We start from the raw sequence: 26,293 nt of genomic DNA on the forward strand, positions 1-26,293 counted from the left end.
GGCCTCTAGCCCCGCAGGTGCCGCCACATCTCGCGCAGCACCTGACGGCGGATCGCCTTGTGCGTCAGCGCAGGCGCCGTCCACCACCAGCCCTGTGTCTGCATGTCCTGCGCCGCCGCCACGCAACGCCGCAACACCTCCTCGAATTCATCGTCATGCAGGTTCAGGCCGAAGATGAAGCGCCCCGTGCCCACCCAGCTCAAGGCCAGCCCGTGCCAGCGCAGGAAGTACTGGTACATCCAGTGGTAGCGGCCGGGCTGCGTGTAGGTCAGTGTCCAGATGCTCTGCAGGTGGGCCGCGCGCACCGGGAACCCGTGCGCGGCCATGGCGTCGTTGAAGCACTTCGCGCGCGCGTCCCACTTCGCGTCCTGGTCCGCGTACATCGCCTGCACCTCGGGCGTCTGCAGGCGCCGCAGGAAGGCGTTCATGCCACCCATCACATAGGGATGGGCGTTGAAGGTGCCGCGCGCGAAGCACACGTCGGCCGGGCGTTCGGGGCGAAAGCGCTGCATCAGGTCGGCGCGCCCGCAGACGACGCCCACGGGGTAGCCCCCGGCGAGTGTCTTGCCGTAGGTGACCATGTCGGCGCGCACGCCGAAGTAATCCTGCGCGCCGCCGGGCGCGAGCCGGAAGCCCAGGAACACCTCGTCGAAGATCAGCACGATGCCGCGCTCGGTGCAGACCTCGCGCAACCGCTTCAACCACGCGGTGTAGGCCGCGCGGTCGTAGCCGGCCGTGCGGCTGCCGTCGACCAGCGTGGAGTCGCCCGGTGCGTTGCGGTTGGGGTGCAGGGCCTGCAGCGGGTTGACCAGCACGCAGGCAATGTCGCGCCGCGTGCGCAGCACCTGCAGGCTCCTGTCGTCCATGTCCTTGAGCGTGTAGGTCTCGCGCGGCGGCATCGGGTTGCCGGGGCCGGGTTGCACGTCCTCCCACCAGCCGTGGTAGGCGCCGCAGAAGCGCACCAGGTGCTTGCGCCGCGTGTGGTAGCGCGCCAGCCGAACGGCCTGCATGACCGCCTCGGTGCCCGACATGTGGAACGAGACCTGGTCCATGCCGGAGATGGTTTTGAGCCGCTCAATGTTGTCGGCCACGCAAGGGTGGTAGGCACCGAGCACCGGCCCGAGCGCGGCGCCCATCCGCGCGCCCTCTTCCATGCAGGCCTTGTAGAAGTCGACGCCGAACACGTTCACACCGTACGAGCCAGTGAGGTCGATGAAGCGGTTGCCGTCGAGGTCGGTGACGCTGCAACCGTCGGCGGACTGCACGAACGCGCCTACCTTCAGGCGCTCGCGCACCAGGGGGCTGAACGGGAAGGGCACGCGGTAGCTGCCGGTGAACTGCAGGTCGGCCAGGCCTTCGCGGGCCTGGGCGCTCAGGGCCAGGCTCTTCTCGTAGCGCTGGGCGTAGCCGGCGCAGAGCATCTCGAACGAGGTTCTGCGCAGGCGGGCGATGTCCTCGGGCGCGCCGTCGCAATCGAAGAAGCGGGTCTCGTCCCAGGCATAGCCCGGCAACCAGCCTGCCAGGCGTTTGGCCATGCGCGAATGGCCCGCGAGCGAGCGGTGCTTGGCGCGCGAGAGCTGCAGGCGCTGGCGCAGGTAGGGCAAGGCCAGCACCAGAGAGCCCAGCGGAAGGGCATAGGAAAGATAGGACATGCGGCACTCGCTCCAGGGCGGTTGATGTGTGTCGTTTGTAGGTCGCCCACATGACGCACGTATGAACATTGCAAGACAGCTCCAGCGCCTCGCCCTCCACGAGGACATCAACTTCCTGCTGACCAACCGCGTGCCGCGCGCGGCGCTCACGCGCTTCATGGGCTGGTTCAGCCGGATCCGCCACCCCTGGGTGCGCGGCACCTCCATGGCGGTGTGGCGCGCCTTCACCGACCTGGACCTGAGCGAGGCGAAGAAGACCGCGTTTGACAGCCTGCACGACTGCTTCGTGCGCGAACTGCGGCCCGGCCTGCGGCCCGTCGACCCGCGCCCCCGGGTGCTGGCCAGCCCCTGCGACGCGATCGTGGGCGCCTGCGGGCGCATCGGCGACGACGCAGGCGCCCAGGTGTTTCAGGCCAAGGGCTTTCCGTACCCACTCACCGACCTGCTCGGCAGCGGTGCGCGTGCGCGCGCGCTGATCGACTCCCTGCGCGGCGGCCACTACGTCACGCTGCGCCTGACCTCCAGCATGTACCACCGCTTCCACGCCCCCGCCGCGCTCACGCTGGAACACGTGACCTACCACAGCGGCGACACCTGGAACGTGAACCCCATCGCCTTGAAGCGCATCGAGCGCCTGTTCTGCAAGAACGAGCGCGCCGCGCTGCACGCACGGCTGGACGACGGCACGCCGCTGCTGCTGGTGCCGGTGGCGGCCATCCTGGTGGCCAGCATGCGGCTGCGCGCGGTGGACGTGGCGCTCAACGCGCAGTACCGCGGCCCGCACGAGCTGCCCTGCAACGCGCGCTACGACAAGGGCGAGGAAATGGGCTGGTTCGAGCACGGCTCGACCATCCTGGTGTTCACGCCCCAGGGCTTTGCGCTGTGCGATGGCATCGAGACCGGTCACCTCATCCGCATGGGCGAGGCGCTGCTGCAACGCGCCCCGCACTGAGTCAGATCGCCGCCTGGTTCACGCGTCGCATGAGCTGTTCGGCGCTTTCCTTGCGCTCGCTGTAGCGGTCCACCAGGTAGGGCGCCACGTCGCGCGTGAGCAAGGTGAACTTCACCAGTTCTTCCAGCACGTCCACCACACGATCAAAGTACGCCGAAGGCTTCAGGCGGTCGTGCTCATCGAATTCCTGCCAGGCCTTGGCGATGGACGACTGGTTGGGGATGGTGAACATGCGCATCCAGCGGCCGAGCACGCGCATCTGGTTGACCGCGTTGAACGACTGCGAACCGCCGCTGACCTGCATCACCGCCAGCGTCTTGCCCTGCGTGGGCCGCACCGCGCCGAGCGAGAGCGGGATCCAGTCGATCTGCGCCTTCATGATGCCGGTCATGGCGCCGTGGCGCTCGGGCGAGCACCACACCATGCCTTCGGCCCAGGCCGCGAGGGCACGCAGTTCCGCCACCTTGGGGTGCGTCTCGGGCGCGTCGTCGGGCAGCGGCAGGCCGCTGGGGTTGAACACGCGCGTCTCGGCACCCATGGCCTGCAGCAGGCGGGCCGATTCCTCCACCACCAGGCGGCTGAACGAGCGCGCGCGCAACGAACCGTAGAGCAGCAGGAAACGCGGCGCGTGCGTCGACGCCTGAACGGGGCGAAGGCGCTGGGCATCGAGCACCCGGAAGGACCCGTGATCGAGTTGGGGCAGGTCAACGGGGGCCATGAATGCGCACCCCCTTGTCATCCACCACGCGCTCGCCATCCTCCTTGCTGAAGGCGCCCTGCTGCGGCCGCGGCAGGATGTCGAGCACCAACTCGGAGGGCCGGCACAGGCGCGTGCCCAGCGGCGTGACCACGATGGGCCGGTTCATCAGGATCGGGTGCTGGCCGATGAAGTCGAGCAACTGCTCATCGCTCCAATGCGCGGCACCCAGGCCCAGCTCGGCGTAGGGCGTGCCCTTCTCGCGCAGGATGTCGCGCACCGTGCCGCCCATGTCGGCCACCAGGCGCTGCAGCGTCGCGCGGTCCGGTGGTGTCTTGAGGTATTCGATGACCTGCGGTTCCTCGCCGCTGTTGCGGATCAGCGCGAGCACGTTGCGCGAGGTGCCGCAGGCGGGGTTGTGGTAGATCGTGACCGTGGGCTTCATGGCCTCATGCTCCTGCAAGGTGTTCCGTGGGGCGGCGGGCGTTGATGAGGGCCACCAGCGAAAGCATCACCGGCACCTCGACCAGCACGCCGACCACCGTGGCCAGCGCCGCGCCCGAGTTCAGGCCGAACAGCGAGATGGCCACCGCCACGGCCAGTTCAAAGAAGTTGGAGGTGCCGATCAGGCAGGCCGGGCCGGCGATGTCGTGCCGCAGCCGCAGCCATTTCGCGCCCCACCAGGCAATGAAGAAGATGCCGTAGGACTGCAGCACCAGCGGCACGGCGATGAGTGCGATCACCAGCGGCTGCGCGACGATGGTGCGCGCCTGAAAGCCGAACAGCAGCACCACGGTGGCGATGAGCCCGGCGATCGACCAGGGCTTGAGCCGCGCCACGAAATCGCCCACGGCGTGGTCGGAGCGGCGCACCAGCAGATGCCGCGTGGCCAGGCCGGCCAGCAGCGGCAGCACGACGTAGAGCATGGTGGAGAGCAGCAGCGTTTCCCAGGGCACGGTGAGCTCCGTCACGCCCAGCAGGAAGGCCGCGATGGGCGCGAAGGCCACGACCATGATGAGGTCGTTCACCGAGACCTGCACCAGCGTGTAGCTCGCATCGCCTTTGACGAGCTGGCTCCAGACGAACACCATGGCCGTGCAGGGCGCCACGCCCAGCAGGATCATGCCGGCGATGTACTCGTTCGCCGAGGCCGGGTCGACCCAGGGCGCGAACAGGTGGTGGAAGAACAGCACGCCCAGGGCGGCCATGGTGAAGGGCTTGATGAGCCAGTTGACCACCAGGGTCAGCAGCAGCGCCTGCGGCTTCTTGCGGACGTCGCGCACGGCATGCCAGTCGATCTGGATCATCATCGGGTAAATCATCACCCAGATGAACACCGCCACCACCAGGTTGACCTGCGCCACCTCCAGCGCCGCCACCGCCTGGAACACCGCGGGGCCGGCCAGGCCGAGCCCCACACCCAGCAGGATGCCCAGCGCCACCCAGACCGTCAGATACCGTTCGAACAATCCCATGCGCAACCGCCCTTGAGAGAAAACAAAAGGCCCGGGCGCGGTGCGCGCCCGGGCTCCAGCAAGCATTGTCGATCAGGCGCGGACCTGCCCGATGCCGGCCAGTTCCTTTTTCAGCGCCAGGCGATCGAGCTTCTCGATGGGCAGCACGGTCAACAGCGCCACGCGCCGGCTCAGGACCATGAAGGCGTCGTTGAACGCGCGCTGGATCACCTCCTCGCCGCCCTTGACCGATGCGGGGTCTTCGACACCCCAGTGCGCCGACATCGGTTGACCCGGCCAGACCGGGCAGATCTCGCCGGCAGCCTTGTCGCACACGGTCAGCACGAAGTCCATATGCGGCGCGTCGGCCGCGGCGAACTCGCTCCAGTTCTTGCTGCGCAGGCCTTCCGTCTTGAAACGGTTGCGCGCCAGCAGATCGATGGCGCGCGGGTGGACCTGTCCGGCCGGGTGGCTGCCCGCGCTGTACGCGCGGAAACGGCCCGCGCCCTGCTGGTTCAGGATGGCCTCGGCCATGATGCTGCGCGCCGAGTTGCCGGTGCAGATGAAGAGGACGTTGTAGCTGGACTTCGACATGGGGACCTTTCGGTGGGGAGGGTTCAGGAACAGTCGGTGCAGACGACCGCATTGACTTCACACGGCTGCCCTTCGCAGCAGTGCGCGGTGAGAAAGCCCAGCAGCCCGTTCATCCGGTCAAAGCTGGCGCGGTAGATCAGGTGTCGGCCGTCGCGCTCGCTGCTGGCCAGGCCGGCATGCACCAGTTCCTTGAGGTGGAACGAGATCGCGGTGGGCGAGGTGCCCAGCTGCTCGGCCATGTGGCCGGGCAGCACCCCCTGTGGCCCGGCCACCACCAGCATGCGGAAGATGCGCAGGCGCGTTTCCTGCGCGAGCGCACCGAGCGCGCGGATCACTTCGTCTTCGTTCATGGCGCGGTCCTTGGGTGGTCGAGGGGCACATCGGCTTGCTTCGTCATGGGCAGTTGCAGCGTGAGCAGCCAGCAGATCGCCAGCATCGTGGCCGACCCTGCCAGCACGTACAGCAGGCCGCCCCACTGGTACAGCAGGCCGGACATGAGCGTGCCCATGAAACGGCCCAGCGCGTTGGCGGCGTAGTAGAAGCCCACGTCCTCGGCGGCTTTTTCCGAACCGGCGTAGGCCAGGATCAGGTAGGAGTGCACAGACGAGTTGACCGCGAAGGCGAAACCGAACACGCCCAGGCCACCGACCACCACCCATTCGAGGTGCGGCACCTGCGCGTACACCGCCACGGCGATGCCGATGGGCACCAGCGCGAGCAGCGCGGACCACAGGCGCGCGGCGGGCACCTCGGCGCTCAACCCGTCGGTGCTGCGGCGCACCAGTTGCGGCGCGAGCGCCTGCACCATGCCGTAGCCGATCGTCCACGCCGCCAGGAAGCCCCCGACCATGGTGAAGGTCCAGCCCTGCGAATACAGGAACACCGGCACGCCGACCACGAACCACACGTCGCGCGCACCGAACAGCACCACGCGCGCGGCGGCCAGGGCGTTGATGCCGGCGCTCTTGGCGAACAGCTCCTTCGCCGACTTCGACGCCTGGCTCTTGCCCATCATCGCCGGCAGCGAGCTGAGCACGCCCAGCAGCACCAGCGCAAGCAGGCCGGCCATGCACCAGAGCGACACCCGGAGCCCGAACGCTTCGAGCAGCAGACCGCCAAGGAAAAAGCCTACGCCCTTCATGGCGTTCTTGCTGCCGGTGAACCAGGCCACCCACTTGAACAGCTGGCCCGAGCCCTGCTCTTTCGCCTGCGCCTGCGTCACCTTGATCGCCGACTTGCTCGCGGTCTTGGTCAGGTCCTTCGCCACGCCGCAGATGCCCTGCGCCAGCACCACCCAGGCGACCGACATGACCGCCGTCCAGCCCGGGTCGAGCAGGGAGAGCAGGGTGAAGCCGGTGATCTGCGTGACCAGGCCCACGGTGAGCATGCGTGTGATGCCGTAGCGTGTGGCGAGCCAGCCGCCGATGAGGTTGGCCAGCACGCCCGCGGCTTCGTAGAGCAGGAAGAGAAAGGCGAGCGCGAACGGCGAATACCCGAGCTTGTAGAAATGCAGCAGCACCAGCATGCGCAGCGCGCCGTCGGTGAGCGTGAAGCCCCAGTAGGCGGCGGTGACGATGGCGTAGTTGCGCGCGGCGTGGTTCATGCTCAGATACCCGCCTCGCGCATGTGGCAGGCCAGGTCGACCATGCGGCAGGCATAGCCCATCTCGTTGTCGTACCAGGCGTAGACCTTGAGCAGCGTGCCGTCGGTCACCAGCGTGGAGAGCGCGTCCACGATGCTGGAGCGCGTGTCGCGCGCGTAGTCCACGCTCACCAGTGGGCGCGTCTCGTAGCCCAGGATGCCGGCCAGCGAGCCTTGCGCTGCCTTCTCGAACAGCGCGTTCACCTCCTCGGCCGTGGTCTCGCGCTTGAGCTCGAACACGCAGTCGGTCAGCGACGCATTGAGCGCCGGCACGCGCACCGCATGGCCGTTGAGCTTGCCCTTGAGTTCGGGATAGATCAGCGCGATGGCGGTCGCGCTGCCGGTGGTCGTCGGCGCCAGGCTCATCAGCGCGCTGCGGGCGCGGCGCAGGTCCTTGTGCGGCGCGTCCACCACCAGGTTGGTGTTGGTCGGGTTGTGCAGCGTGGTGATCTGGCCATGGCGGATGCCGATGGCCTCGTGCACCACCTGCACCACGGGCGCCAGGCAGTTGGTGGTGCAGGACGCCGCGGTGACGATGCGGTCGCGCGCCGGGTCGTACTGCGTGTGGTTCACGCCCACGACGATGTTGAGCACACCGCCCACCTTCACCGGCGCGGCGACGATGACGCGCTTCGCCCCCCGGTCCAGATGGCCCTGGATCGTTTCAGGCGTGAGGAACTTGCCGGTGCATTCCAGCACCAGGTCCACGCCCAGATCGCCCCAGGGAATGTCGCCGGGCGCGGCGTGCGCGCTGAAGCCCATGCGGTGCGGGCCGATGCGCACGCCGTCTTCGCCCTCGGCCGCAATGTCGGCGCGCCACTTGCCCTGCACGCTGTCGAAGGCCAGCAGGTGCGCAGTGGCGGCGGCCCCGCCCTTGATCTCGTTGAGGTGCACCACCTCCAGCCGGTTGCCCGCGCGCGGGTCGTCGTCCTGCCGCTCGGCGGCCCCCATGGCGGCGCGCAGCGCCAGTCGTCCCATGCGGCCCATGCCGTTGATGCCCACCTTCATGTGTTGCTCCGTTCAGAAGTCACTGCAATGATTCAACAAGTGTTGAACTATCTCATGGATGCGTGACAGGGATGTGACACAGCCCCGGAAACACCCGGCGACCCTGGGGTCAAGGCAGCAGACCGGGCGCCTCCTTTCAGGCCACGCGCCCGGCACCGATCCGCTGCCGGGCCTTGGCGGCTTGCTCGACAGCGCGGCGCAACGCGCTGAAGCGCCGCAGCATGCGCTCCATCTCGGGCAAAGCCAGGCGCGCGGCGGCGCCCGACGTCAGCAGGGCGGCCTTCAGGTCCTCGTAGCGGGCATGCATGGCGCGCGTGTCCGCGTCCAGGGCTTCGAGGTCCGAAGCCCCGAGCACCGGATCGCAGCGGTCCAGCAACGCCCGGGCGGCGCCGGCAAACGCCAGGTGGGCATCCACCAGCGGCGGGTCGCCAAGGGGTGGCAACGGCAATGCCGCGGCCAGCTGTGCCTGCTCCGCGCAGGTCTCGTGGTAGCGCTGCACGCGCAGCAGCTGGGCCAACCGGGCGCTGGACGCCTGCGACATGGCGGTGCGCCGCAGCCGTTCCACAAAGCGTTCGATCGCCGCATCGAGCCCCGCCACGACGACCTGGTCGCGGGCCACCGCCGCCGGGTCCGCGCCTGCCAGTACCCCCCGGGTCATGCGGTGCGCCACCTGCCCGGTTCGCGCCACCTCCTGTTCGAGCGCATCCAGCGCCAGGGTCGGCACCGCGAGCACGTTGTCGTCCAGAAAGCGGGGTTGGGCTTCGTCTTCCTCGCGGGCACGGAAGCGCCGCAGGAGCCAGCGGGTCAAAGGCTCGGCCAGTGGCCAGATCAACAGCACGCCCAGCACGTTGAAGGCGGTGTGGAACAGCGCCAGCTTGGCGGCCGGGTCGGGCGGCAGGTCGAGGGCCTCGCGGGCCTGGCCCAGCACAACCATGATCCAGGGCAGCAGCAGCAGAGCCACGGTGCCGGTGAGCAGGTTGAAGACCACATGGGCCACGGCGGCACGCCGTGCGTTCGACGTGGCACCGATGGCGGCCAGCACCGCCGTCACGGTGGTGCCGATGTTGGCGCCAATGACCACCGCCGCCGCCCCTTGCATGTCGAGCAGCCCGCCCTGCGCCGCGGTGAGCGTGATCGCCATGGCCGCGCTGGACGACTGCATCAGCACCGTCATCAGCACACCGATGGCCAGTTGCGCCAGCACGGTTGCCGCACCATCCCCCTGCGGCAGGCTGAGCTGCCCGGCGAAGCCGCCAAAGGCCTCCTGCAGCAAGGCGATGCCCATGAACAGCAGGCCGAAGCCGGCCAGCGCGGTGCCGAGGGCGCCGCGCCGCTGGCCCTCGCCGGTCAGGCGCAACAGGACCCCCAGCCCCACCAGGGGCATGGCCAGCGCCTCCACCTGGAACTTCAAGCCCACCAGCGCCACGATCCAGCCGGTCATGGTGGTGCCGACGTTGGCGCCAAACAGCACCCACAGGGCCGGCCCGAGCGCCAGCAGACCGGCGTTGACAAAGCCGATCGTGGCCACGGTGACCGCGCTCGACGACTGCACGAGTGTCGTCACCAGCGCACCCGCACCCAGTGCCTGCATGCGGGTGCGCGTGGCACCCGCGAGGATGCGGTGCAGGGCAGGGCCGGCCGCCAGCCTCAGGCCATCGGTCATCAACCCCATGCCCAGCAGGAACAGGCCCAGCCCGCCCGCCATCAGGCCCAGCGTCTGGAGCGTGCTCATGCGAGGAACCCGGCGGCCAGCGCGGTGATCACCGCGATGCAGACCAGGTTCAGCACCAGGCCGCAGCGCATCATGGTGGCCTGCGTCACCTGCTCCGTGGCGTAGACGAGCGCGTTCGGTGGCGTGGCCACGGGCAACATGAAGGCACAGGACGCCGAGACCGCAATGGCGACCGCGAACAGCGGCGGCGGCAAGCCCAGTGTGGCGGCCACCCCGAGGAAGATGGGCACCAGCAGTGCCGCCGAGGCGGTGTTGCTCACCAGCTCGGTCAGGAACACCACGAAGGCCACCACACCCAGCAGCAACAGCACCGTCGGTGCGCCCTGCAAGGTGTCGGTCAGCGCGCCGGCCAGGAAGCGGCTCGCACCGCTGGTGCCCATGACCTCACTCAGTGCCAGCCCGCCGCCAAACAGCAGCAGCACACCCCACTGCGTGCGCTGCTCGATCTGCGGCCAGGTGATGGCGCCGCTGGCCACCAGCGCCACGATGGCAGCCACCGCGACGACGCTGTCCACATCGGCCGCGACGCCCAGCGCGCGGCCCAGTGGCGCGGCACCGATCCAGCCCGCGGCCGTGAGGCCGAACACCAGCAGCGTGATGCGCTGCATGCGGGTCCAGGGCTCGGCAGGCATGGGCCCCGCAGGCGCGGGCTCCCGTCCGCCCAGCCGCGGGCGCAGCAGGAGGAACAGCACCCCCACCATCAAGGGCAGCAACACCACCACCAGGGGCACGCCGATGCGCATCCACTCGGCAAAGCCCAGGCCGACCTGCGCCGCCGCGATGGCATTGGGCGGACTGCCCACCAGGGTGCCGATGCCGCCAATGCTCGAGCTGTAGGCCACGCCCAGCAGCACAAAGCTGCGCTCTCGCACGCCGTCTCCCTCGCGCATCAGACCCATCGCCAGCGGCAGCATCATCGCGGCGGTGGCCGTGTTGCTGATCCACATCGACAGCAGCGCCGTGAGGCCGAACAGCATCGCCACTGCGGCGGCGCGCCGGCCCGCGGCCAGGCGCAGAACGGCTACCGCCAGTGCGCGGTCCAGCCCCTGCTGCCGCAAGGCCGCCGCGAGCGCAAAGCCACCGAGGAAGAGGAAGAGGATGGGGTGCGCGAACGACGCCAGCGCCGCGCGCAGGTCCATCAGCCCCGTGAGCGTGGCCAGCAAGGGCACCAGCAAGGCGGTGACGCTCAGGTGCAAGGCCTGCGTCATCCACAGCCCACCGATCAGCACGAACAGCGCCAGCCCGGTGCGCAGCGCCTCCGGCTGCGGTGCGTTGCCATAAACGAGCATGGCCACCGCCAGGCAGCCCAGCGCGCGCAGCAGCGGCGCCGCAGGCCAGGTCATGCCTCGCGCGTCGTTGACACCAGCACGTCGGTGCTGCCTTCGGACAGCACATGCTTGCTGACGCTGCCCAGCAGCAGGTCCTCGGTGGCCGAGCGGCCGTGTTTGCCCAGAACGACCAGGTCGCAGTCTTTTTCCTGCTCGAATTCGACGATGCGCTGCGAGGCGTCTCCCTCGACGATGCAGGGTTCCCAGTCGCCCGGCTGCAGGCCGCTGGCCGTCGCCAGCGAGCCGACCCGCTGGATGGCGTCCGCACGGGCCTGCTGGCGGTAGTGGTCGATCGTCGCGGCATCGACACCGGCGTAATGCAGCTTGGACTCGAACGGCACCTGGTAGGCGTTGAACAGCACCAGCCGCGCCTGTGGCGCCACCTGCCGCGCCAGCGCAACGGCATGGGCCGACCAGGGCGAGAAGTCCAACGCCACCAGCACACGGCGGTAGGGTTCGTGCGGTGTCTGCCGCACCACCAGCACGGGCCGTGTCGTGCGGCGCAGCAGCCGTTCGGCCGTGCTGCCCAGCACCAGGCGGCGCAGGAAGCCGGCGCCGCGCGCGCCCACCACGAGCAGGCCGGCATCCTGCGCCTCGGCCTCGCGGCCCATCTCCTGCGGCGGGACCCCGGTGGCTTGCACCGCCCGGATGCTCAGCGGGCGGCCCGCCTGAAGCGCGTCGATGGCTGCCTGGAGCTGCCGGTCCGCATCGTCACGCAGTTGCTGCTCCATCGCATGCCCGCTGCCCAGCCACTGGCGAAGCTCCTGCAACGCGCCGCCTGGCAGCACGTGCATCAGCGTCAGCGCCGCACCGGTCTCCTGCGCCAGGCGGGCCGCGCGCTCGGCGGCGTGCCGGGCGGGCGCCGAGAAGTCGGTGGCCGCGAGGATGGGGCCCAGCGATGTCCGGTTGCTCATGTCGTCTTCTCCTGTTCATGGATGTCGTGCGCCAGACGTGCCGCCGCATGGTCGGCCGCGTCGTCGAACGGGTTCAGCACCTGGGCCACGCCGGCGGCGGCCAGCGCGCGCCCGTGGGCGGCGTCGCGCACCGCGCCCACCACCTGGCCGCGATAGTGCACCACCTGCAGCGCATGCAACAGCGCCCGGTTGGACTCCCACTGCGGAAAGGTCGTGATCACCCAGCCGGCCTGCCGCAGTGGCAGGGTTTCGAGGAAGTCCGGGTCCTCGCCGTCGCCGAACAGCACCGGCAGGCCCTTGCCCTGCAGCGCGCGCACGGCTTCGGGGTCGAAGTCGACGCCGACCACCGCCACACCGTCGGCATGCAGTTGCTCGAACAGGCGACTGCCATAGCGACCCAGCCCGAACACGATGGCCTGGGCGTCGCGCACCGTGTCCTGTTGCGACTCGGCCGCGATCTCGCGCATCGGGTGGTCGCGCTCGAACACCCGCAACCACGGTGACAGCCGCTCGTACAGGGGCTGGGCATACAGGATCATGTAGGTCGACACGGTGATCGTCACCAGACCCACCAGCGTGGTCAGCCCCAGGGCCTGCACGCCCACGTGCCCGAGCGTGATACCCATGGCCACGAACACGATCGAAAACTCGCTGATCTGCGCCACGGTCAGACCGGCCATGAAGCTGGTGCGCCGGCGGTAACCCATGTACCCCATGATGGCCATCACGATCAGCGGGTTGCCGATCAACACGAACAGCGACAGCACCATGGCCGGCACCACCTCGGCACCGAGCGTCGAAAAATCGAGCCTGGCGCCCAAGTCGATGAAGAAGAACAGCAGCAGGAAGTCGCGGATACCGGTCAGCCGCGCGCTCATGGCCTCACGGTAGGGTGTGGAGGCGAGCGAAAAGCCGGCCAGGAAGGCACCCGCCTCCTTGCTGAATCCCGCCCACTCGCCCAGTGCGGCCAGCGCCACACCCCAGGCAATGGCAAAGACCAGCAGCAGTTCCTGCGAACGCGCCATCGAAGCCACCACCACCGGCAGCACCCAGCGCATCAGCACGTACAGGGCCGCGGCCGCCAGCGCCAGCCGCCACGACAGGGACACCAGCACCGCCATCCAGCCCGCGGCGCCTTCGCTCCCGTCGCCGGTGCTGCGCAAGGCGCTCATGGTCATCATCGCGATCACCACCGCCAGGTCCTGAACGATCAGGAAACCCACCGCGATGCGACCGTGCAGGCTGTCGAGTTCGCGCTTGTCGGACAGCAGCTTGACGATGATGATGGTGCTGGAGAACGTCAGCGCCACGGCCACGTACAAGGCCTCCATCGCGCCCTTGCCCAGGGCCAGCACCAGGGCGAATCCGATCACGATGGTGAAGGCCAGCTGACCCAGGCCGGTGGCCAGTGCCACCGGGCCGATGTGGCGCACATGGTGCAGGTCCAGCTTCAGGCCGACCGCGAACAACAGCACCGCCACGCCCACTTGCGCCAGCAGGTCGATCTGGTCGTGCGCGGTCACAAGACCCAGGCCTGCCGGCCCGACCGCGATGCCGACCACGATGTAGGCGATCAGAACCGGCTGGCGCAGCCGCACGAAGACGGCGCCAGCCAGTGCGCAGATCAGCAGGAGGACGGCGAATTCGGTGAAAGGGCCGGGCATGGGGGCAGGATAGGCGGAGGTTGAGGCGGTGTCGATCCGGCGCGAGCGTACATGTTCGGTGATGCGCGCGCGCAGGCGGTTGACGCACGTCAATGCCTGCGAGCCGGGCTCCGTGCGCCATGCTGGCCGCATCGCCTGAACCCCTGCCGATACAATGACGCGGTGCAACATACCGTGGCAACCTCCACCCACACCCCGGTGTCGTACCCGGGCTGGGGCCTGCCACGCGGGTACTTCTGCTCGGTGACGCCGCCGTAATCCCCAGCCGGGCGGCGCCGCTGCCCGCCTCGCACCCCGCCCGACCGGCGCCGTCCGGTCACACCCTTCCCACCCTTGCCGCCCCGCCTTCGCCCGCTCCGCGCGGGCCGTCATTCCATGTCCCTTCAAACCCTTCGCCAGGACTGGCTGTCCAACGTGCGCAACGACCTGCTCGCGGGCCTGGTCGTCGCGCTCGCGCTCATTCCGGAGGCGATCGCCTTCTCCATCATTGCCGGGGTGGACCCGAAGGTGGGTCTCTACGCCTCCTTCTCCATCGCCACCATCATCGCCTTCGTGGGCGGACGCCCGGGCATGATTTCGGCCGCCACCGGCGCCATGGCGCTGGTGATGGTCACGCTGGTGAAAGACCACGGACTGCAATACCTGCTGGCGGCGACGGTGCTCACCGGCGTGCTGCAGGTGGTCGCCGGCTGGGTGCGGCTGGGCGCGCTCATGCGCTTCGTCTCGCGCTCGGTGGTCACCGGTTTCGTCAACGCGCTGGCCATCCTGATCTTCATGGCGCAACTGCCCGAGCTCACGAACGTGACCTGGCACGTCTACGCCATGACCGCGGCCGGCCTGGTCATCATCTACGGCCTGCCGTACATCACCAAGGCCGTGCCCTCACCGCTCGTGACCATCGTGGTGCTCACCGCGCTCGCCATCGCGCTGGACCTGGACATCCGCACCGTGGGCGACATGGGTGAACTGCCCGACAGCCTGCCGGTGTTCCTCATTCCGGACATCCCGCTGAACTGGGAGACGCTGCAGATCATCTTCCCGTACTCGCTCACGCTGATGGTGGTGGGCCTGCTCGAATCGCTGATGACCGCGACCATCGTCGACGAACTCACCGACACCCGCAGCGACAAGGACCGCGAGTGCGTGGGCCAGGGCGTGGCCAACATCGCCACCGGCTTCATCGGCGGCATGGCGGGCTGCGCCATGATCGGCCAGTCGGTCATCAACGTGAAGTCGGGCGGGCGCGGGCGCCTGTCCACGCTCACCGCAGGCGTGGTGCTGCTCATCCTGGTGGTGTTTCTGGGCGACTGGGTGGCGCGGATTCCCATGGCCGCCCTGGTGGCCGTGATGATCATGGTCTCCATCGGCACCTTCAACTGGGGCTCCATCCGCAACCTGCGCGACCACCCGAAGAGCTCCAGCGCGGTCATGCTCGCGACGGTGGCCGTGACGGTGGCCACCCACGACCTCGCCCAGGGTGTGCTGACCGGCGTACTGCTCTCGGGCTTCTTCTTCGCGCACAAGGTCGGCCAGATCCTGCGCGTCACCTCGCACAGCGAGGACGAAGGGCGCTCGCGAAACTACCAGGTCACGGGCCAGGTGTTCTTTGCCAGCGCCGAGCGCTTCGCCAACGCCTTCAACCACAAGGAGGCCATCGACAAGGTGCGCATCGACGTGAGCCGCGCGCACTTCTGGGACATCACCGCCGTGAGCGCGCTGGACAAGGCGGTGCTCAAGTTCCGCCGTGAGGGCACCGAGGTCGAGTTGATCGGCCTGAACGAGGCCAGCGCCACCCTGGTGGACCGCTTCGGCGTGCACGACAAGGAAGGCGCCGGCGACCTGCTCATGGGCCACTGAACGAGAACCGGGCGTGACCGACGACAAGAAGGTGCCGGCCTGCGGGGACCAGCCGGCCTACGGCCCGAGCGTGGCGGACGCCGCCACCTGAGCAGCCCGGCGCACGCTGGCACCCGCATCGCTCAGCAGTTCGGCCATGCGTGCGTGCCCGGGTCCGCGAACCTGTTTCAGCCGGGCCTGCAGGGCCACCCACGCCGGGTCGGCTCGCGTCTGCAAGCTCTCGAACAGGCCCGTGTAGGCCTCCAGCCGCGCGCTTCGCAACCACGTCTGCAGTTCCGGGCGCTGCGACCAGCGCAACTGGTTTTGCGCCGTCTGCAGGTGCATGCGCAGCCAGTCGATCGGCTCCTGCGGGACCAGCACCGGTGTGCTTAGCGCGTTCTTCTCGTTCTCGTCGTGCACAGTCGCTTCCAGGTGCGCGATGAACGCGGCGCTGAAGGTGGGCGAGCAGCGGCGCACGTACTGCGGAACGATGCGGTTGCCCTGGAACACGGCCTGCACCGAACCACGCGGCAAGCCGCCCGCGCTGCAATGCACATGCACGTGGCCGGCCGTGGTCGCGATCTCGCCCTGGTCGAAGACGATGCGGTCGGTTCCGATGGACTGCACATGGCCCATGCGCACGACGTTCCTGATTCTGCGCAGCTGCGCCAGCTCGGCCTCGCTGACGATGGCGCAGCGGTACATCGTGGGTTGCACCGTAGGGTCGATGCGCTGCAGCAGCCGCGCCGCTTCCAGTCGGGCAAACAGGTCGGGCAGCGACCTGGCATCGCGCGCGGCCTCGAGCTCGGCCACGATGGCGGCCAGCGTCTGGTGGGCGAAGGCTTCGGTGGGTTGCACGTTGGCGCGGTTGAGCAGCCAGGCCTCGCGCGGCCGGACCCAGGTGATGGTGTCGGGGTCCACGCCGTGTTCCAGCAGCCACAGGGCGGTGTCCATCGCGGTCTTGCCACCACCGACGATCACGTGCCCCGCCACCGGCTGGCGCCACTGCGTCAGCTCGGTCGGGGTCAGGCAGGTCACGCCTTCGGCCACGGCGAAGCGCGGCGCGTGGGTGGCGGGCACCTGGGTGTCGGCCTGGGTCGCGTCCACCCAGCGCCGCTGTGCCACCAGCCGCTGGCGCTGGCCATTCACCAGCGAGATGGCCGTGCCATCCTCATCCACATCGTGCAGCGGCAACCAGTTCACACGGCCGCTGGGCAGCAGGCGTTCCCGCATCACGCGGTCGTAGTAGGCGCAGATCTCGGTGCCGCTGGCCAGTTCGTTGAGGCCCGCGTTCAGGCCTACCTCGTCGATGCGACCGTTGCCCAGTGGCATCGAATTCACGCCATAGATCGCCGAAGGGCCGTGCAGGCGCACGAAGGGATAGGCGTCGTTCCAGTGGCCGCCTGGCCGGGCGCGGCGGTCCACGATGACGATGTGGGCCGAGGTCTCGGCCACGAGCGTGTCGGCCATGGCCATGCCCACGGCGCCCGCGCCGACGATCACGTAGTCGGCCTCCAGCAAGTGTTCGCTCATCGCAATCTCCTCGCCTTGAATCATTGTTCGGCCGCGGCGCTGCGCTGCAAGGCCCATTCGCCGATGCGCTGGCCCATGGCGAGACCCACCTCGGTGGAGTTGCGGTAGTGCACGCCACCAAAGATGCGGGCCTGCGCCACTTCCTTCGCGAAATCGTCGGTGGTGTTCCAGCGGCGCACGACACCGGGCATCGTGGCGCTGTTGGTGCTGAGCACGGGCAGTGGTCCCTTGGCGGCTTCGGCGTTCAGCACCGTGGCCACGGTACCGGCCAGGATGCAGTGCGCGCAGGGGTACTCGGGGTGCATCGGCGTGTCGATCAGCGGCGCCCAGCCGGCGTCGCGCTCGGTGCCGTCGTGGCCATCGATATCGCCGTTTCGGATCGCAGTGACCGGCCGCCAGAAGTTGTGGTGGTACTTGGCGTCCATCACCGCAATCAGGGCGTCGTCCATGGACTGCGCGACGACCGCGAAGAGCCGCGCATTGGCCAGCACATCGCGCCCGGGCTGCTGCGCCACCGAGCGCACCACGCCGTGGTAGATCGCCGGCAGAGAGTAGTCCCAGAAACGCCCGATATCCGTCTGTTCCGCGCTGCGCTGCTTGCTGTCGCGCGCGCCCATCGACTTCAGCTCGTTGTAGTCGCGTTCCCAGGTTGCGCTGTTCAGCGCGGGAGGAGGTCCGGGGCGAAACTGATCCCCACGCTGCAGCATCCAGGGCTTGCGCTCAGACCAGCGCGGCGCGGCAGGTGCAGCGGTGGGGACGTAAGCGCCCGCAGTGGTGTGCGGGCGGTAGGTGTCGGCGCCACCGGGCATGTCGCCAGCGCGCCCCGCCAGCACGCGCTGCGCGGCTCGCTCGCCGGCGGCGAAGTGCGCGGCGCGCGACGCATCGTCGGGCAGAGCGGCCAGGGCAGCCTGCACCGCGGCATCAATGGCCGTGCGCTGCGTGGGAAGCAATTGCATGAACACGGCTCGGTGAGCGCCAGCTACCGCCGCGCCCACCGCATGCGCTGACGCGGCAGGCGCGCGCGCGGCTTCGCGTGTCGCCTCGTAGGCAGCCGTCTGCACCAGCGCCATCACGCGCACGGCCGGCGGCGTGCCGATGCGGGCCTCACCGACGATCTGCGCGGCGCGCTGGTTCCAGTCGGTGATGACATCGGCGCGCGTGGGCGCGGCCAGGGCGCTGAAGAAGAGTGGCACCGCGAGGGTGGCCATCCAGTTGCGGGTTTTCATGCAAATTCCTTCAATGGGTCAGAGAGGAGCCTGTCGCGCGCGGCGCTCAGGCGGGAACGAACAGGCGGTAGTCGGCGCGGTAGTCCACGCGCGCTTGCCGGCCGATCGAGGCGGCGTCACAGCCGCCTGCGGGCGCCACACCGCCTTCGGTGTGCAGCCGCTGGATGTAGGTGACCTGGCTCAGCACGCCCGCGGCGCCGGTGCTCTGGGTGGCCAGAAGCAGCCAGGGGATGGCGCCGGGCGCTGGCGCGTCGGCGCGAGCGCGCACGCTGCCGACAACGCGGCTGCCGTCGAACCCTGCCCAGAACGGGCCGGCGCCATGGCTGCCGATCGCTCGGCCACGCGCGTCGAACAACTGGGCCTCGGGCGCCAGGAAAGTCCAGGCCGGGGCGGATGCGCCCGCGACGGAGCGGCACTCGTAAATCTGCACGCCGCTGGCGGACACGGTGGTCAGGGCGCGCACCGAGTCGCCAGGCTGCAGTGCCGCGGGCACCACGCCGGTCGGTGCCGGCCTGGCGGCGCAGGCCACCAGGCCCAGCAGGGCGATGCCCACCAGCGCGGTGGCCAGTGGCTTCGGGCGTCTTGGATTCTTCATGTGGTTCTCCAGTGACCGGGGCTTCAGTGCCGGGTGACCACGATTTCGAGGTACTCGCTGGGCACCACCAGCGAGTCGGGGCCGGCCACGTTCAGCTCGTCGAGCAGGGCGGTGATGGCGCGTTCGAGCGACAAGGCGCCAGCGGCGTCGAGCGCGGCGAAGGCCTTGTGCGTGGGGCCGTACAGCTCGCGGAACACCGCGACGAAGTGCGCCGCCGAGCGGTAGCGGAAGTTGAAGTGCCGGCGCTGGCACCCGATCTGCGCGGCGTGGGCGCCGAAGAGCTCCACGACGTGGGGCTCGCTGCCCCACAACGCGGGCGACTGCACCCCCGCCGGCGGTGCAACGTGTGCGCCGATCACCTTGAACAGGCGGCCGATGAAGCCGGAGGGTGTCCAGTTCGCCAGCCCAATGCGCCCACCGGGGCGCAGCACGCGCAGCATCTCGCTGGCCGCGCGCTGGTGGTCGGGCGTGAACATGACGCCAAAGGTGGAGAGCACGGCGTCGAAGCTGGCGTCGGCAAAGGGCAAGGCCTCGGCATCGGCGATCTGGAACTGCATGGGCAGCTGCTCGGCCTGTGCGCGGGCGCGGCCCTTGTCCAGCAGCGCCTGCACGTAGTCGGTGGAGGTGACCTTGGCGCAGCGGCGTGCGGCAGCGAGCGAGGCGTTGCCGTTGCCGGCGGCCACGTCGAGCACCGCCTCGTCGGCGCGCACGTCGGCGGCTTCGGCCAGCGTCTCGCCGACGATCTGCAGGGTGGTGCCGATGACGGCGTAGTCCCCGCTGGCCCAGGTGGCCTGCTGGCGCTGCTTGATGGCGGCAAAGTCGGGGGCGGGTTTTTCGATGACGGTGTTCATGGTGAGAGGACTCCTGAAACGGTGGGTTGAACGCAGATCGGCGCGGTGTTTGCCGATGGGTTCATTCTGAAAATTCCGCGCCATTGACGCTTCACCTTGCGTTCGGCATATTTGCTCGCGCGTCCGCCATGGACGGGTCGCCACGCCGCGCCTGTGCCGTACGTCCGCGCGACTTGATCGAGACACCGAACGGCCGGAGCATTCGATGAGCCACGACCCCTTGTCCGATGTGCTGCGCAGCGTGCGGCTGCGCGGCGCGATCTTTTATTACGTCAGCTTTGACGGCGACTGGGCGGCCGAGACGCCGCCGTCGCCACAGCTCGCCGGCGCGCTCATGCCGGGCGCCGACCACGTGCTCGCCTACCACCTGATGGCCAGGGGAGAAGGTTGGGCGGCCTCGGACGGCCAGGCGCCGGTGCGGCTGGCCACGGGCGACATCGTCATGTTTCCGCGCGGTGACGGCCACGTGATTTCCAGCGCACCGGGCATGCATGCCATCGCCGACGAGAGCAGCTGGCGCTACGAGACGCGCAACGACCCCAAACCGATCCCGGTGGCCTACCACCGCGGCGTGCTGCGCCCCGGCCTGCCCGGCCCCGCCGACGACGCGCGTTCGGTCGTGGTGTGCGGCTTCGTGGCCTGCGACTTGAAGCCGTTCAACCCCTTGATCAACGCCCTGCCACCCCAGATGCACCTGCGCGCAGGTGCGCTGGGGCCCTGGACGACGCAGTTGCTCGACCAGGCGGTGGCGGAATCGCGCGAACGCCGCGCCGGCAGCGCCGCCATTCTGGAGCGCGCCAGCGAGTTCGTGTTCGTCGATGCCACGCGGCGCTATCTCGAATCCTTGCCAGCGGGTTCGGCAGGCTGGCTGGGCGCCCTGCGCGACCGGCATGTGGGCCAGGCCATCACGCTGCTCCATGAGCGCCCGGCGGAACCCTGGACCGTGGAGGAACTGGGGCGGCAGGTCGGCCTCTCGCGCTCGACCCTGCATGAACGATTCGTCGAACTGACCGGGCAGGCGCCGATGCAGTACCTGACGAACTGGCGCATGCAGCTCGGCGCGGGCCTGCTGCGCAAGGGCAACGCCAAGGTGGCCGCCGTGGCGCAGGAAGTGGGCTACGACTCCGAGGCCGCGTTCGCGCGCGCCTTCAAGCGCCTGGTGGGCCAGCCGCCCGCCGCGTGGCGGCGTGCGCAGACCGGGTGAGGCGTCGCGACACTCTTTGACAGGGCCGCAGCCCTGCCACCTTCAGGCCGTGGGGGCGTCTTTGGGTTGCGTTCGATCCGAACGGCCCTCCACACCGAAGCCCCTGCCCATGACAAGCCTGCGCCTTTACCACCACCCCATCTCCACCTCCAGCCGTCCGGTGATGATGTTTGCGACAGAACACCGTCTGCAGATCGACCACCAGGTAGTCGATCTGTTTTCCGGCGAGCAGCACGGCCCGGCATTCACGGCGATCAACCCAAACCAGGCGGTCCCCGTGCTGGAGCACGGCGTCTTTCGGCTGACCGAGTCGTCCGCCATCCTGAAGTACCTCGCGGACCTTGTGGAGTCGGACGCCTACCCGATCGACGCCCGGGAGCGCGCGCGGGTGAATGAAGCGATGGACTGGTTCAACACCGGCCTGTCGCGCGAGCTGGCCTATGGGTTCGCCTACCCGCAGCTGTTCCCGAACCATGCTCGCCCCGGTGCCGAAGCGCAGGCGGCCGGGCTGGCGTGTGTGCGGCCGCGCGCAGAGCGTCTGCTCTCGATCCTCGACGCATCGATGATCGGCCCCGACAGGCGCTTCGTGCTGGGCGAGCGCATCACCCTGGCCGACTACCTGGGGCTGGGCATCGTCACCGTTGGCGAGGCCGCGGGCATGGACTTCACCCCCTGGCCCAACCTGCGGCGCTGGCTGAGCACCATGAAGGCCAGGCCCGCCTACGCGCAGACGCACGCCGTCTTCACGGGCGCGTTCGGGCATGCGCGGACCCGCAACGCGATGGCCCTGACCGGAGAAGGCGCATGCTGACCAAGATCACCGCGCAGTACCGATGGTTCGAAGGCGCAACGTTCGACCACGCCTACTACGCCACAAAGCACATGGCGATCACGCTCGACGCTGTGAAGGGCTTTGGCCACGTGCGGCTGGAATCCGAGCAGGTGCAGTGGCCGCAGGGCGAGAAAAGCGGGCAGGTCGTGGCGGCCACCAGCGTCTATTTTCCGGACATGTCCAGTGCCCGGACAGCGCTTGCCGCCGCAGGGGATGCGCTGCGGATGGATCTGGTGAACTACACCAACATCCGACCCGAGATGCGCATCGCGCAGGTCAGCTCACATCAACCAGCCTCCTGGCAATTCGGACCGGCGGGCTGACACTTGGCGACTTCCACGCTGTCGTAGTCCAGCACCTGGCCCTGCCGGGAGAGCGCCACCCGGCAGCACTGCACGAACTCCTCGCGCAGCAGGCGGCGGCCGCGGCTGGCCCGCGTTTTCACCGCGGACAGCGACAGGCCTTGCCGCTTGGCCACCTGCAGCAGCGGCAGGCCATCGAGCTCCGCTGCGATGACGGTGTCGCGGTAGGTGCCAGGCAGTCGCCCGGCCACGGTGCGCAGGCAACTGGCGAGTTCGATCACCGCCGCGTCGTCTTCGTCCGGCTGCGCGTCGGCCAGTTCGTCGGGCAGTTCATCGGTCGGGCGGTGGCGCCGGTGGTGGTCCATGGCGGCGTTGCGCGCCACCGCATACAGCCAGCCGGTCAGGTTCTGTGGGGCCCGCGCTTCGTCGCGCGTGGCCGCCAGCGCCTTGATGACGACATCGTGCAGCAGGTCTTCGGCCACCTGGGCGTCGCCCGTGTGCTTGCGCAGGAAAGCCAGCAGCGAATGCCGCAACTCGGCGTACAGCTCGGTCACCTGGTTGTCGGCATCGGTCATGGGCGGTTCTCCAAACGAATGGGGCATGGTGCGCATCGAAGGGGTGGGCGCACGGCGGGCCAGCAGGAAGCGACAGGCGCGATTGTGGCGCCAGCGCAGACAAGCGGGTGACGCAAAGACGTCCGCAGGCGTCCAGGGTGGCAAAAAAACTGCGACTTCCGGCGCCCCGGCGCGTCTGTGCTGGCGTGACCCGTCCGATTCAGGCCCACCAGGAGAACACAGCATGTCCCGATCCCCGTCCCCCGCGCGCAGCAGCCTGCCCTGCTGCGCCACCGTCATCCGCACGCGCGGCACCAGCCCGGCGGCCCGGCTCACCCGCCGGTTCGACGAGCTGTTGGACCGGCTGGTGGCCTGGCGCTGCCGCCGGCACGAGGCCTGGCTTCGGCGTGGCTGGCCCAAGCTCCCCTTCTGAACCCTCACCGCGCGACGCGGTGACGTTCATGGGCGCGGATCGGTTTCGCTCGCGAAGAGCGCGGGCAGAAAGCGCTCGAACTGCCCGACTTCCTCGACGTTGTGGCGGATCCAGGCCCGGGCGCGTTCGGCATCGAAGACGAAGCGGCGCATCAGGGCGTTGAGCGGCCGTGCCCAGGGCGAGGCAAAGCCCACCGTCAGGCTGTTGACGTAGCGCGTACCACCCGGGACCGGCTCGAAGCGGTAGTCCATGGCGGCTGCCCGCAGGCCGTGCCAGCGCGGCCGGTGCCCGAAGCCCTGTTCATCGAGCCGCACGATGTCGCTGAGCGCATCCACCCGGTGGCGCGGATTGCCGCCGAACACCTCGACGATGTGCAGCTGCGCACCGACCCCGACACTGCCGTCGGCCAGGCGCCGCGTGTACGAGACCTGGACATGGTCCCGGGGGTGCCACACGTGGTAACGCAACAAGCGCTGGCCTTCGAAGTCCATCTCGCCCTCGAGGTGGCGGAACCACCAGGCCAGCATGGGCGGTGTGACGCCCCGCAGGGTGTCGTGCTCGATCCAGCAGCGCAGGCGGCCGTCCGGCAGCACCTCGATGCCGCTGCGCGCGCTGTCGACGGATCTGGGATGCCATGAGATCGTCATGCGGGGCCTCAGGGGAACTGCACGAAGGGACCGGCCGGCGTCTTGCCTGGTGGCAGCGCGGCGGGCGCGGGCTCTCCAGCCGGGCCGGCGGCCTTGATGTAGCGGTAGATGGCGCTCAGTTCGGTGTCCGACATGGCACGCAGATTGAACCATGGCATGGGCGGCCTCGGCTCCATGGCGCGGGCATGGCCAAGCCACTGCGCTTCGGTGATGCGGGCAAAGTAGAGCCGCAGGTTGGTGGCGTAGGTGGTGCCCCAGGGGCCTCTCCAGCCCAGGCTGTCACCGGTCAGCCACTGCGCCTCGGCCACACGGCCGGCCGACGCCATGTAGCCCGGCGTGTGGCAGTCGTTGCAGCCGGTGGTCTGCACCAGGTACCGCCCCAGGGCGACGGCGTCGCGCGGTCGCTGGGGCGCGGTGGGTGTCTGCGCAAGGGCCGCGAAGGCGCTCAGTCCTGCGGTGATGGCAACGGCCATGGCGATGTGTTTCGATGTCTTCAAGGGGTTCTCCTGTGTCGGTGACCGGATGGGTCGGGCCTGTGAATGACGGGCCCGCGGACCAAAGGTGGCAGTCCGCCACCCACCGCAAGCCCGCACGGCCTGACACCTTGTGCCGTCTCGTGCGTCTATCCCGTCGAATGCCCCACCTACACCGGACGACACCCCATGACACGCCACCCGAACCCGTCGATACCCCACCCTGCGCGGCCAGCGGCGGTTGACGCGCGAGCGGCTTGCCGCTACATTCGTTCGCAATTCTACGAATTACGAACACACCACATGGTCAAAACCCGCTGCGCGCCGTCGACGGTCGACGAAGAACTCGACGCCGAGGAACTCGCCGTGCTGCTCAAGGCACTGGCGCACCCGGCGCGCATCCGGCTGCTGCAGCACCTGGCGCACCACGGCACCTGCTACTTCGGCAACCTGTCGGATGTGGTGGACCTCGCACCGTCCACCACCTCGCAACACGTCAAGGTGCTCAAGGACGCGGGGCTGGTGCTGGGTTCGGCCGAAGAGCAGCGCACCTGCTACTGCGTCAACCCCGATCGTGTGGCCATGCTCAAACGCCTGGTCGGGGCGCTCTGAGCGGAGCGCTTTTTTTCGGTTCACATATTCGCCTATCGACGAACTACGAAGGAGTCACATCATGGCCGTTTCATCTCCATCCCCATCCCCGGTGGCCGTCATCGGCGCAGGCCCGGTCGGCCTGGCCGCAGCGGCCCATCTGCGGCAGCGCGGCCTGCCCGTCGTCGTGCTGGAAGCGGGTGGCAGCGTGGCCGCCCACCTGGACAGCTACCGGCAGGTGCGGCTGTTCTCGCCCTGGCGCTACAACGTCGACCGCGCCGCGCGCGCGCTGCTGGAAGCCGCGGGCTGGGTGGCACCCGACGCCGATGCCCTGCCGACGGCGGGCGAACTGGTGGACCACTATCTGGCCCCGCTGGCGCGCACCCCGGCCCTGGCACCGCACATCCGGTTCGGCGCGCGCGTGATGGCCGTGTCGCGCGACGGCTTCGACAAGGCAAGGACCGCGGGCCGCGAACACGCCGACTTCGTGATGCAGGTCCAGTCCGCCGAAGGATTGCGCGAACTGCGGGCCCGCGCGGTGATCGACGCCTCGGGCACCTGGTCGCAGCCGAACCCGCTGGGCGTGCACGGCCTGCCCGTGCCGGGCGAGGCGGGGGCGCGCGCGCGCATCGTGCACGGCATGCCCGATGTGCTGGGCACGCAGCGCAGCCGCTACGCCGGGCGCAAGGTGCTGGTGGTGGGTGCCGGCCATTCGGCCGCGGGCAACCTGCTGGCCCTGGCCACCCTCGCCGAGCAGGCGCCCGGCACCCGCGTGGCCTGGGCGGTGCGGGGCAAGGACCTGCGCAGGCTCTTTGGCGGTGGCGAGAACGATGGCCTGCCCGCTCGCGGCGAACTGGGCGTGCGCATGCGCACCCTGGTCGAACAGGGGCGGCTGGAGCTGCACCTGGGCTTCGGCATCCGCGAGGTGGTCGCAGGCCCCCAGGGCTTGAGTGTCTTCGCGGTGGACGCCAGCAAGGCCGTGATCGAAGGCATCGACGAGATCATCGCCGCCACCGGTGCCCGGCCCGACCTCGGCATCGCGCGGGAACTGCGCCTGCGGCTGGACCCGTGGCTGGAGAGCACCGACGCGCTCGCTCCCCTGATCGACCCCAACGTGCACAGCTGCGGCACGGTGCGCCCGCACGGGCACCGCGAACTGGCACACCCGGAACCGGGCTTCTACGCGATCGGTGCAAAAAGCTATGGCCGCGCACCCAACTTCCTGCTGGCCACCGGCTACGAACAGGCGCGCTCGGTGGTGGCCGCACTCGCGGGCGACCTGCGCGCGGCCGACGACGTGCAGCTCGAACTGCCCCAGACCGGCGTGTGTTCGGTCGACCTCGCACGACCCGCGCCCGCGGACACCGGTGCGGCCTGCTGCGGCGGCCCGGCCAAGGCAGACGCAAGCGCGTGCTGCGCGCTCGACGAGTCGAGCAAGGCCGAGGGCAAGGCAGGTTGTGGGTGTGGCGCGAAGAAGGCGCCGGCGCCAGCTGGTGAGGCCGTGACGCCGGCGAAGTCATCCGCGGCCTGTTGCGGCTGAACGGGTCCGGGCTGTCACCGGCTTTTCACACAGCCTGCAC

The 26,293-nt window shown here is 69.3% G+C and carries 27 protein-coding genes; 8 read left to right on the forward strand and 19 right to left on the reverse strand.

Annotation, left to right across the window (positions count from 1 at the left end; genetic code table 11):
- Window positions 1-5 precede the first annotated feature (5 nt).
- Window positions 6-1,652 carry an aminotransferase class III-fold pyridoxal phosphate-dependent enzyme gene (locus tag AB7P10_RS14655; RefSeq protein WP_428294584.1) on the reverse strand — a complete coding sequence of 549 codons (1,647 nt, stop codon included), beginning with the start codon at window positions 1,650-1,652 and terminating at the stop codon, window positions 6-8.
- Between the two features lie 61 nt (window positions 1,653-1,713).
- Between AB7P10_RS14655 and asd the strand changes: the two genes are divergently transcribed.
- Complete coding sequence (gene asd, locus AB7P10_RS14660) at window positions 1,714-2,604, forward strand: archaetidylserine decarboxylase (RefSeq protein ID WP_428294585.1); 891 nt, start codon at window positions 1,714-1,716, stop codon at window positions 2,602-2,604.
- Window position 2,605: 1 nt separating this feature from the next.
- On the opposite strand, the gene arsH is transcribed toward asd, so the two are convergent.
- The 11 genes from arsH to AB7P10_RS14715 all read right to left on the reverse strand — a co-directional run bounded on the left by arsH (window position 2,606) and on the right by AB7P10_RS14715 (window position 13,636).
- Window positions 2,606-3,322, reverse strand: a complete 717-nt coding sequence (gene arsH / locus AB7P10_RS14665) for an arsenical resistance protein ArsH (protein ID WP_428294586.1) — start codon at window positions 3,320-3,322, stop codon at window positions 2,606-2,608.
- Window positions 3,309-3,746, reverse strand: coding sequence for an arsenate reductase (glutaredoxin) (arsC, locus tag AB7P10_RS14670; protein ID WP_428294587.1), 438 nt, complete (start codon window positions 3,744-3,746; stop codon window positions 3,309-3,311). Before arsC ends, arsH begins: the two co-directional genes overlap by 14 nt.
- Before the next feature lie 4 nt (window positions 3,747-3,750).
- Entirely contained in the window at window positions 3,751-4,776 is a 1,026-nt protein-coding gene (gene arsB, locus AB7P10_RS14675; protein ID WP_428294588.1) for an ACR3 family arsenite efflux transporter, read from the reverse strand.
- A 72-nt stretch (window positions 4,777-4,848) separates the two neighbouring features.
- Window positions 4,849-5,349 carry an arsenate reductase ArsC gene (locus AB7P10_RS14680; RefSeq protein WP_428294589.1) on the reverse strand — a complete coding sequence of 167 codons (501 nt, stop codon included), beginning with the start codon at window positions 5,347-5,349 and terminating at the stop codon, window positions 4,849-4,851.
- Window positions 5,350-5,372: 23 nt separating this feature from the next.
- Window positions 5,373-5,699, reverse strand: a complete 327-nt coding sequence (locus AB7P10_RS14685) for an ArsR/SmtB family transcription factor (protein ID WP_428294590.1) — start codon at window positions 5,697-5,699, stop codon at window positions 5,373-5,375.
- Window positions 5,696-6,952 (reverse strand): organoarsenical effux MFS transporter ArsJ, encoded by a 1,257-nt coding sequence (gene arsJ, locus AB7P10_RS14690; protein ID WP_428294591.1) that lies wholly within the window; start codon window positions 6,950-6,952, stop codon window positions 5,696-5,698. Before arsJ ends, AB7P10_RS14685 begins: the two co-directional genes overlap by 4 nt.
- Window positions 6,953-6,954: 2 nt before the next feature.
- A complete protein-coding gene (locus tag AB7P10_RS14695; RefSeq protein WP_428294592.1) occupies window positions 6,955-7,998 on the reverse strand; it encodes an ArsJ-associated glyceraldehyde-3-phosphate dehydrogenase in 1,044 nt (347 codons plus the stop codon).
- 136 nt (window positions 7,999-8,134) lie between these two features.
- A complete protein-coding gene (locus tag AB7P10_RS14700) occupies window positions 8,135-9,730 on the reverse strand; it encodes a Na/Pi cotransporter family protein (RefSeq protein ID WP_428294593.1) in 1,596 nt (531 codons plus the stop codon).
- Window positions 9,727-11,073, reverse strand: a complete 1,347-nt coding sequence (locus AB7P10_RS14705) for an SLC13 family permease (RefSeq protein WP_428294594.1) — start codon at window positions 11,071-11,073, stop codon at window positions 9,727-9,729. The genes AB7P10_RS14700 and AB7P10_RS14705 overlap by 4 nt, the downstream gene beginning before the upstream one ends.
- Window positions 11,070-11,972, reverse strand: coding sequence for a universal stress protein (locus tag AB7P10_RS14710; protein WP_428294595.1), 903 nt, complete (start codon window positions 11,970-11,972; stop codon window positions 11,070-11,072). The genes AB7P10_RS14705 and AB7P10_RS14710 overlap by 4 nt, the downstream gene beginning before the upstream one ends.
- Window positions 11,969-13,636, reverse strand: coding sequence for a cation:proton antiporter (locus AB7P10_RS14715; RefSeq protein WP_428294596.1), 1,668 nt, complete (start codon window positions 13,634-13,636; stop codon window positions 11,969-11,971). The genes AB7P10_RS14710 and AB7P10_RS14715 overlap by 4 nt, the downstream gene beginning before the upstream one ends.
- Window positions 13,637-14,011: 375 nt before the next feature.
- Between AB7P10_RS14715 and AB7P10_RS14720 the strand changes: the two genes are divergently transcribed.
- On the forward strand, window positions 14,012-15,493 hold the full coding sequence (locus AB7P10_RS14720) for a SulP family inorganic anion transporter (protein WP_428294597.1): 1,482 nt from the start codon (window positions 14,012-14,014) through the stop codon (window positions 15,491-15,493).
- A 57-nt stretch (window positions 15,494-15,550) separates the two neighbouring features.
- Here AB7P10_RS14720 and AB7P10_RS14725 read toward each other — a convergent pair whose 3' ends face one another.
- Genes AB7P10_RS14725 through AB7P10_RS14740 form a run of 4 tightly spaced genes read right to left on the reverse strand, consistent with a single transcriptional unit; the run spans window position 15,551 to window position 19,677 of the window.
- Window positions 15,551-17,005, reverse strand: a complete 1,455-nt coding sequence (locus AB7P10_RS14725) for an NAD(P)-binding protein (RefSeq protein WP_428294598.1) — start codon at window positions 17,003-17,005, stop codon at window positions 15,551-15,553.
- Window positions 17,006-17,025: 20 nt separating this feature from the next.
- Window positions 17,026-18,231, reverse strand: a complete 1,206-nt coding sequence (locus tag AB7P10_RS14730; RefSeq protein ID WP_428294599.1) for a vanadium-dependent haloperoxidase — start codon at window positions 18,229-18,231, stop codon at window positions 17,026-17,028.
- Between the two features lie 46 nt (window positions 18,232-18,277).
- Window positions 18,278-18,826, reverse strand: a complete 549-nt coding sequence (locus AB7P10_RS14735) for a DUF3455 domain-containing protein (RefSeq protein WP_428294600.1) — start codon at window positions 18,824-18,826, stop codon at window positions 18,278-18,280.
- A 23-nt stretch (window positions 18,827-18,849) separates the two neighbouring features.
- A complete protein-coding gene (locus tag AB7P10_RS14740) occupies window positions 18,850-19,677 on the reverse strand; it encodes a class I SAM-dependent methyltransferase (protein WP_428294601.1) in 828 nt (275 codons plus the stop codon).
- A 205-nt stretch (window positions 19,678-19,882) separates the two neighbouring features.
- Here AB7P10_RS14740 and AB7P10_RS14745 point away from each other — a divergent pair, with 205 nt between their 5' ends.
- The 3 genes from AB7P10_RS14745 to AB7P10_RS14755 all read left to right on the forward strand — a co-directional run bounded on the left by AB7P10_RS14745 (window position 19,883) and on the right by AB7P10_RS14755 (window position 22,036).
- A complete protein-coding gene (locus AB7P10_RS14745) occupies window positions 19,883-20,881 on the forward strand; it encodes an AraC family transcriptional regulator (protein ID WP_428294602.1) in 999 nt (332 codons plus the stop codon).
- A gap of 109 nt (window positions 20,882-20,990) precedes the next feature.
- Entirely contained in the window at window positions 20,991-21,692 is a 702-nt protein-coding gene (locus AB7P10_RS14750; RefSeq protein ID WP_428294603.1) for a glutathione S-transferase family protein, read from the forward strand.
- A complete protein-coding gene (locus AB7P10_RS14755) occupies window positions 21,686-22,036 on the forward strand; it encodes an EthD family reductase (protein ID WP_428294604.1) in 351 nt (116 codons plus the stop codon). The genes AB7P10_RS14750 and AB7P10_RS14755 overlap by 7 nt, the downstream gene beginning before the upstream one ends.
- On the opposite strand, the gene AB7P10_RS14760 is transcribed toward AB7P10_RS14755, so the two are convergent.
- Entirely contained in the window at window positions 22,000-22,590 is a 591-nt protein-coding gene (locus tag AB7P10_RS14760) for a sigma-70 family RNA polymerase sigma factor (protein WP_428294605.1), read from the reverse strand. The two genes, AB7P10_RS14755 and AB7P10_RS14760, sit on opposite strands and share 37 nt — an antisense overlap.
- Before the next feature lie 223 nt (window positions 22,591-22,813).
- Between AB7P10_RS14760 and AB7P10_RS14765 the strand changes: the two genes are divergently transcribed.
- Window positions 22,814-23,002, forward strand: coding sequence for a hypothetical protein (locus AB7P10_RS14765; RefSeq protein ID WP_428294606.1), 189 nt, complete (start codon window positions 22,814-22,816; stop codon window positions 23,000-23,002).
- Window positions 23,003-23,028: 26 nt separating this feature from the next.
- Here AB7P10_RS14765 and AB7P10_RS14770 read toward each other — a convergent pair whose 3' ends face one another.
- Together AB7P10_RS14770 and AB7P10_RS14775 are read right to left on the reverse strand one after the other, a co-directional pair.
- The gene (locus AB7P10_RS14770) at window positions 23,029-23,649 is read right to left on the reverse strand and encodes a DAPG hydrolase family protein (protein WP_428294607.1); all 621 of its coding nucleotides are present in this window, start codon (window positions 23,647-23,649) and stop codon (window positions 23,029-23,031) included.
- An 8-nt stretch (window positions 23,650-23,657) separates the two neighbouring features.
- Window positions 23,658-24,146: a c-type cytochrome gene (locus AB7P10_RS14775; RefSeq protein ID WP_428294608.1), complete on the reverse strand. Its 489-nt coding sequence runs from the start codon at window positions 24,144-24,146 to the stop codon at window positions 23,658-23,660.
- Window positions 24,147-24,425: 279 nt separating this feature from the next.
- On the opposite strand from AB7P10_RS14775, the gene AB7P10_RS14780 reads away from it, so the two are divergent.
- Together AB7P10_RS14780 and AB7P10_RS14785 are read left to right on the forward strand one after the other, a co-directional pair.
- The gene (locus AB7P10_RS14780; protein ID WP_428294609.1) at window positions 24,426-24,734 is read left to right on the forward strand and encodes an ArsR/SmtB family transcription factor; all 309 of its coding nucleotides are present in this window, start codon (window positions 24,426-24,428) and stop codon (window positions 24,732-24,734) included.
- A gap of 61 nt (window positions 24,735-24,795) precedes the next feature.
- On the forward strand, window positions 24,796-26,253 hold the full coding sequence (locus AB7P10_RS14785; protein ID WP_428294610.1) for an FAD-dependent oxidoreductase: 1,458 nt from the start codon (window positions 24,796-24,798) through the stop codon (window positions 26,251-26,253).
- Window positions 26,254-26,293 lie beyond the last annotated feature (40 nt).

This window comes from Hydrogenophaga sp. (assembly GCF_050182545.1).
Classification (GTDB): domain Bacteria; phylum Pseudomonadota; class Gammaproteobacteria; order Burkholderiales; family Burkholderiaceae_C; genus Hydrogenophaga.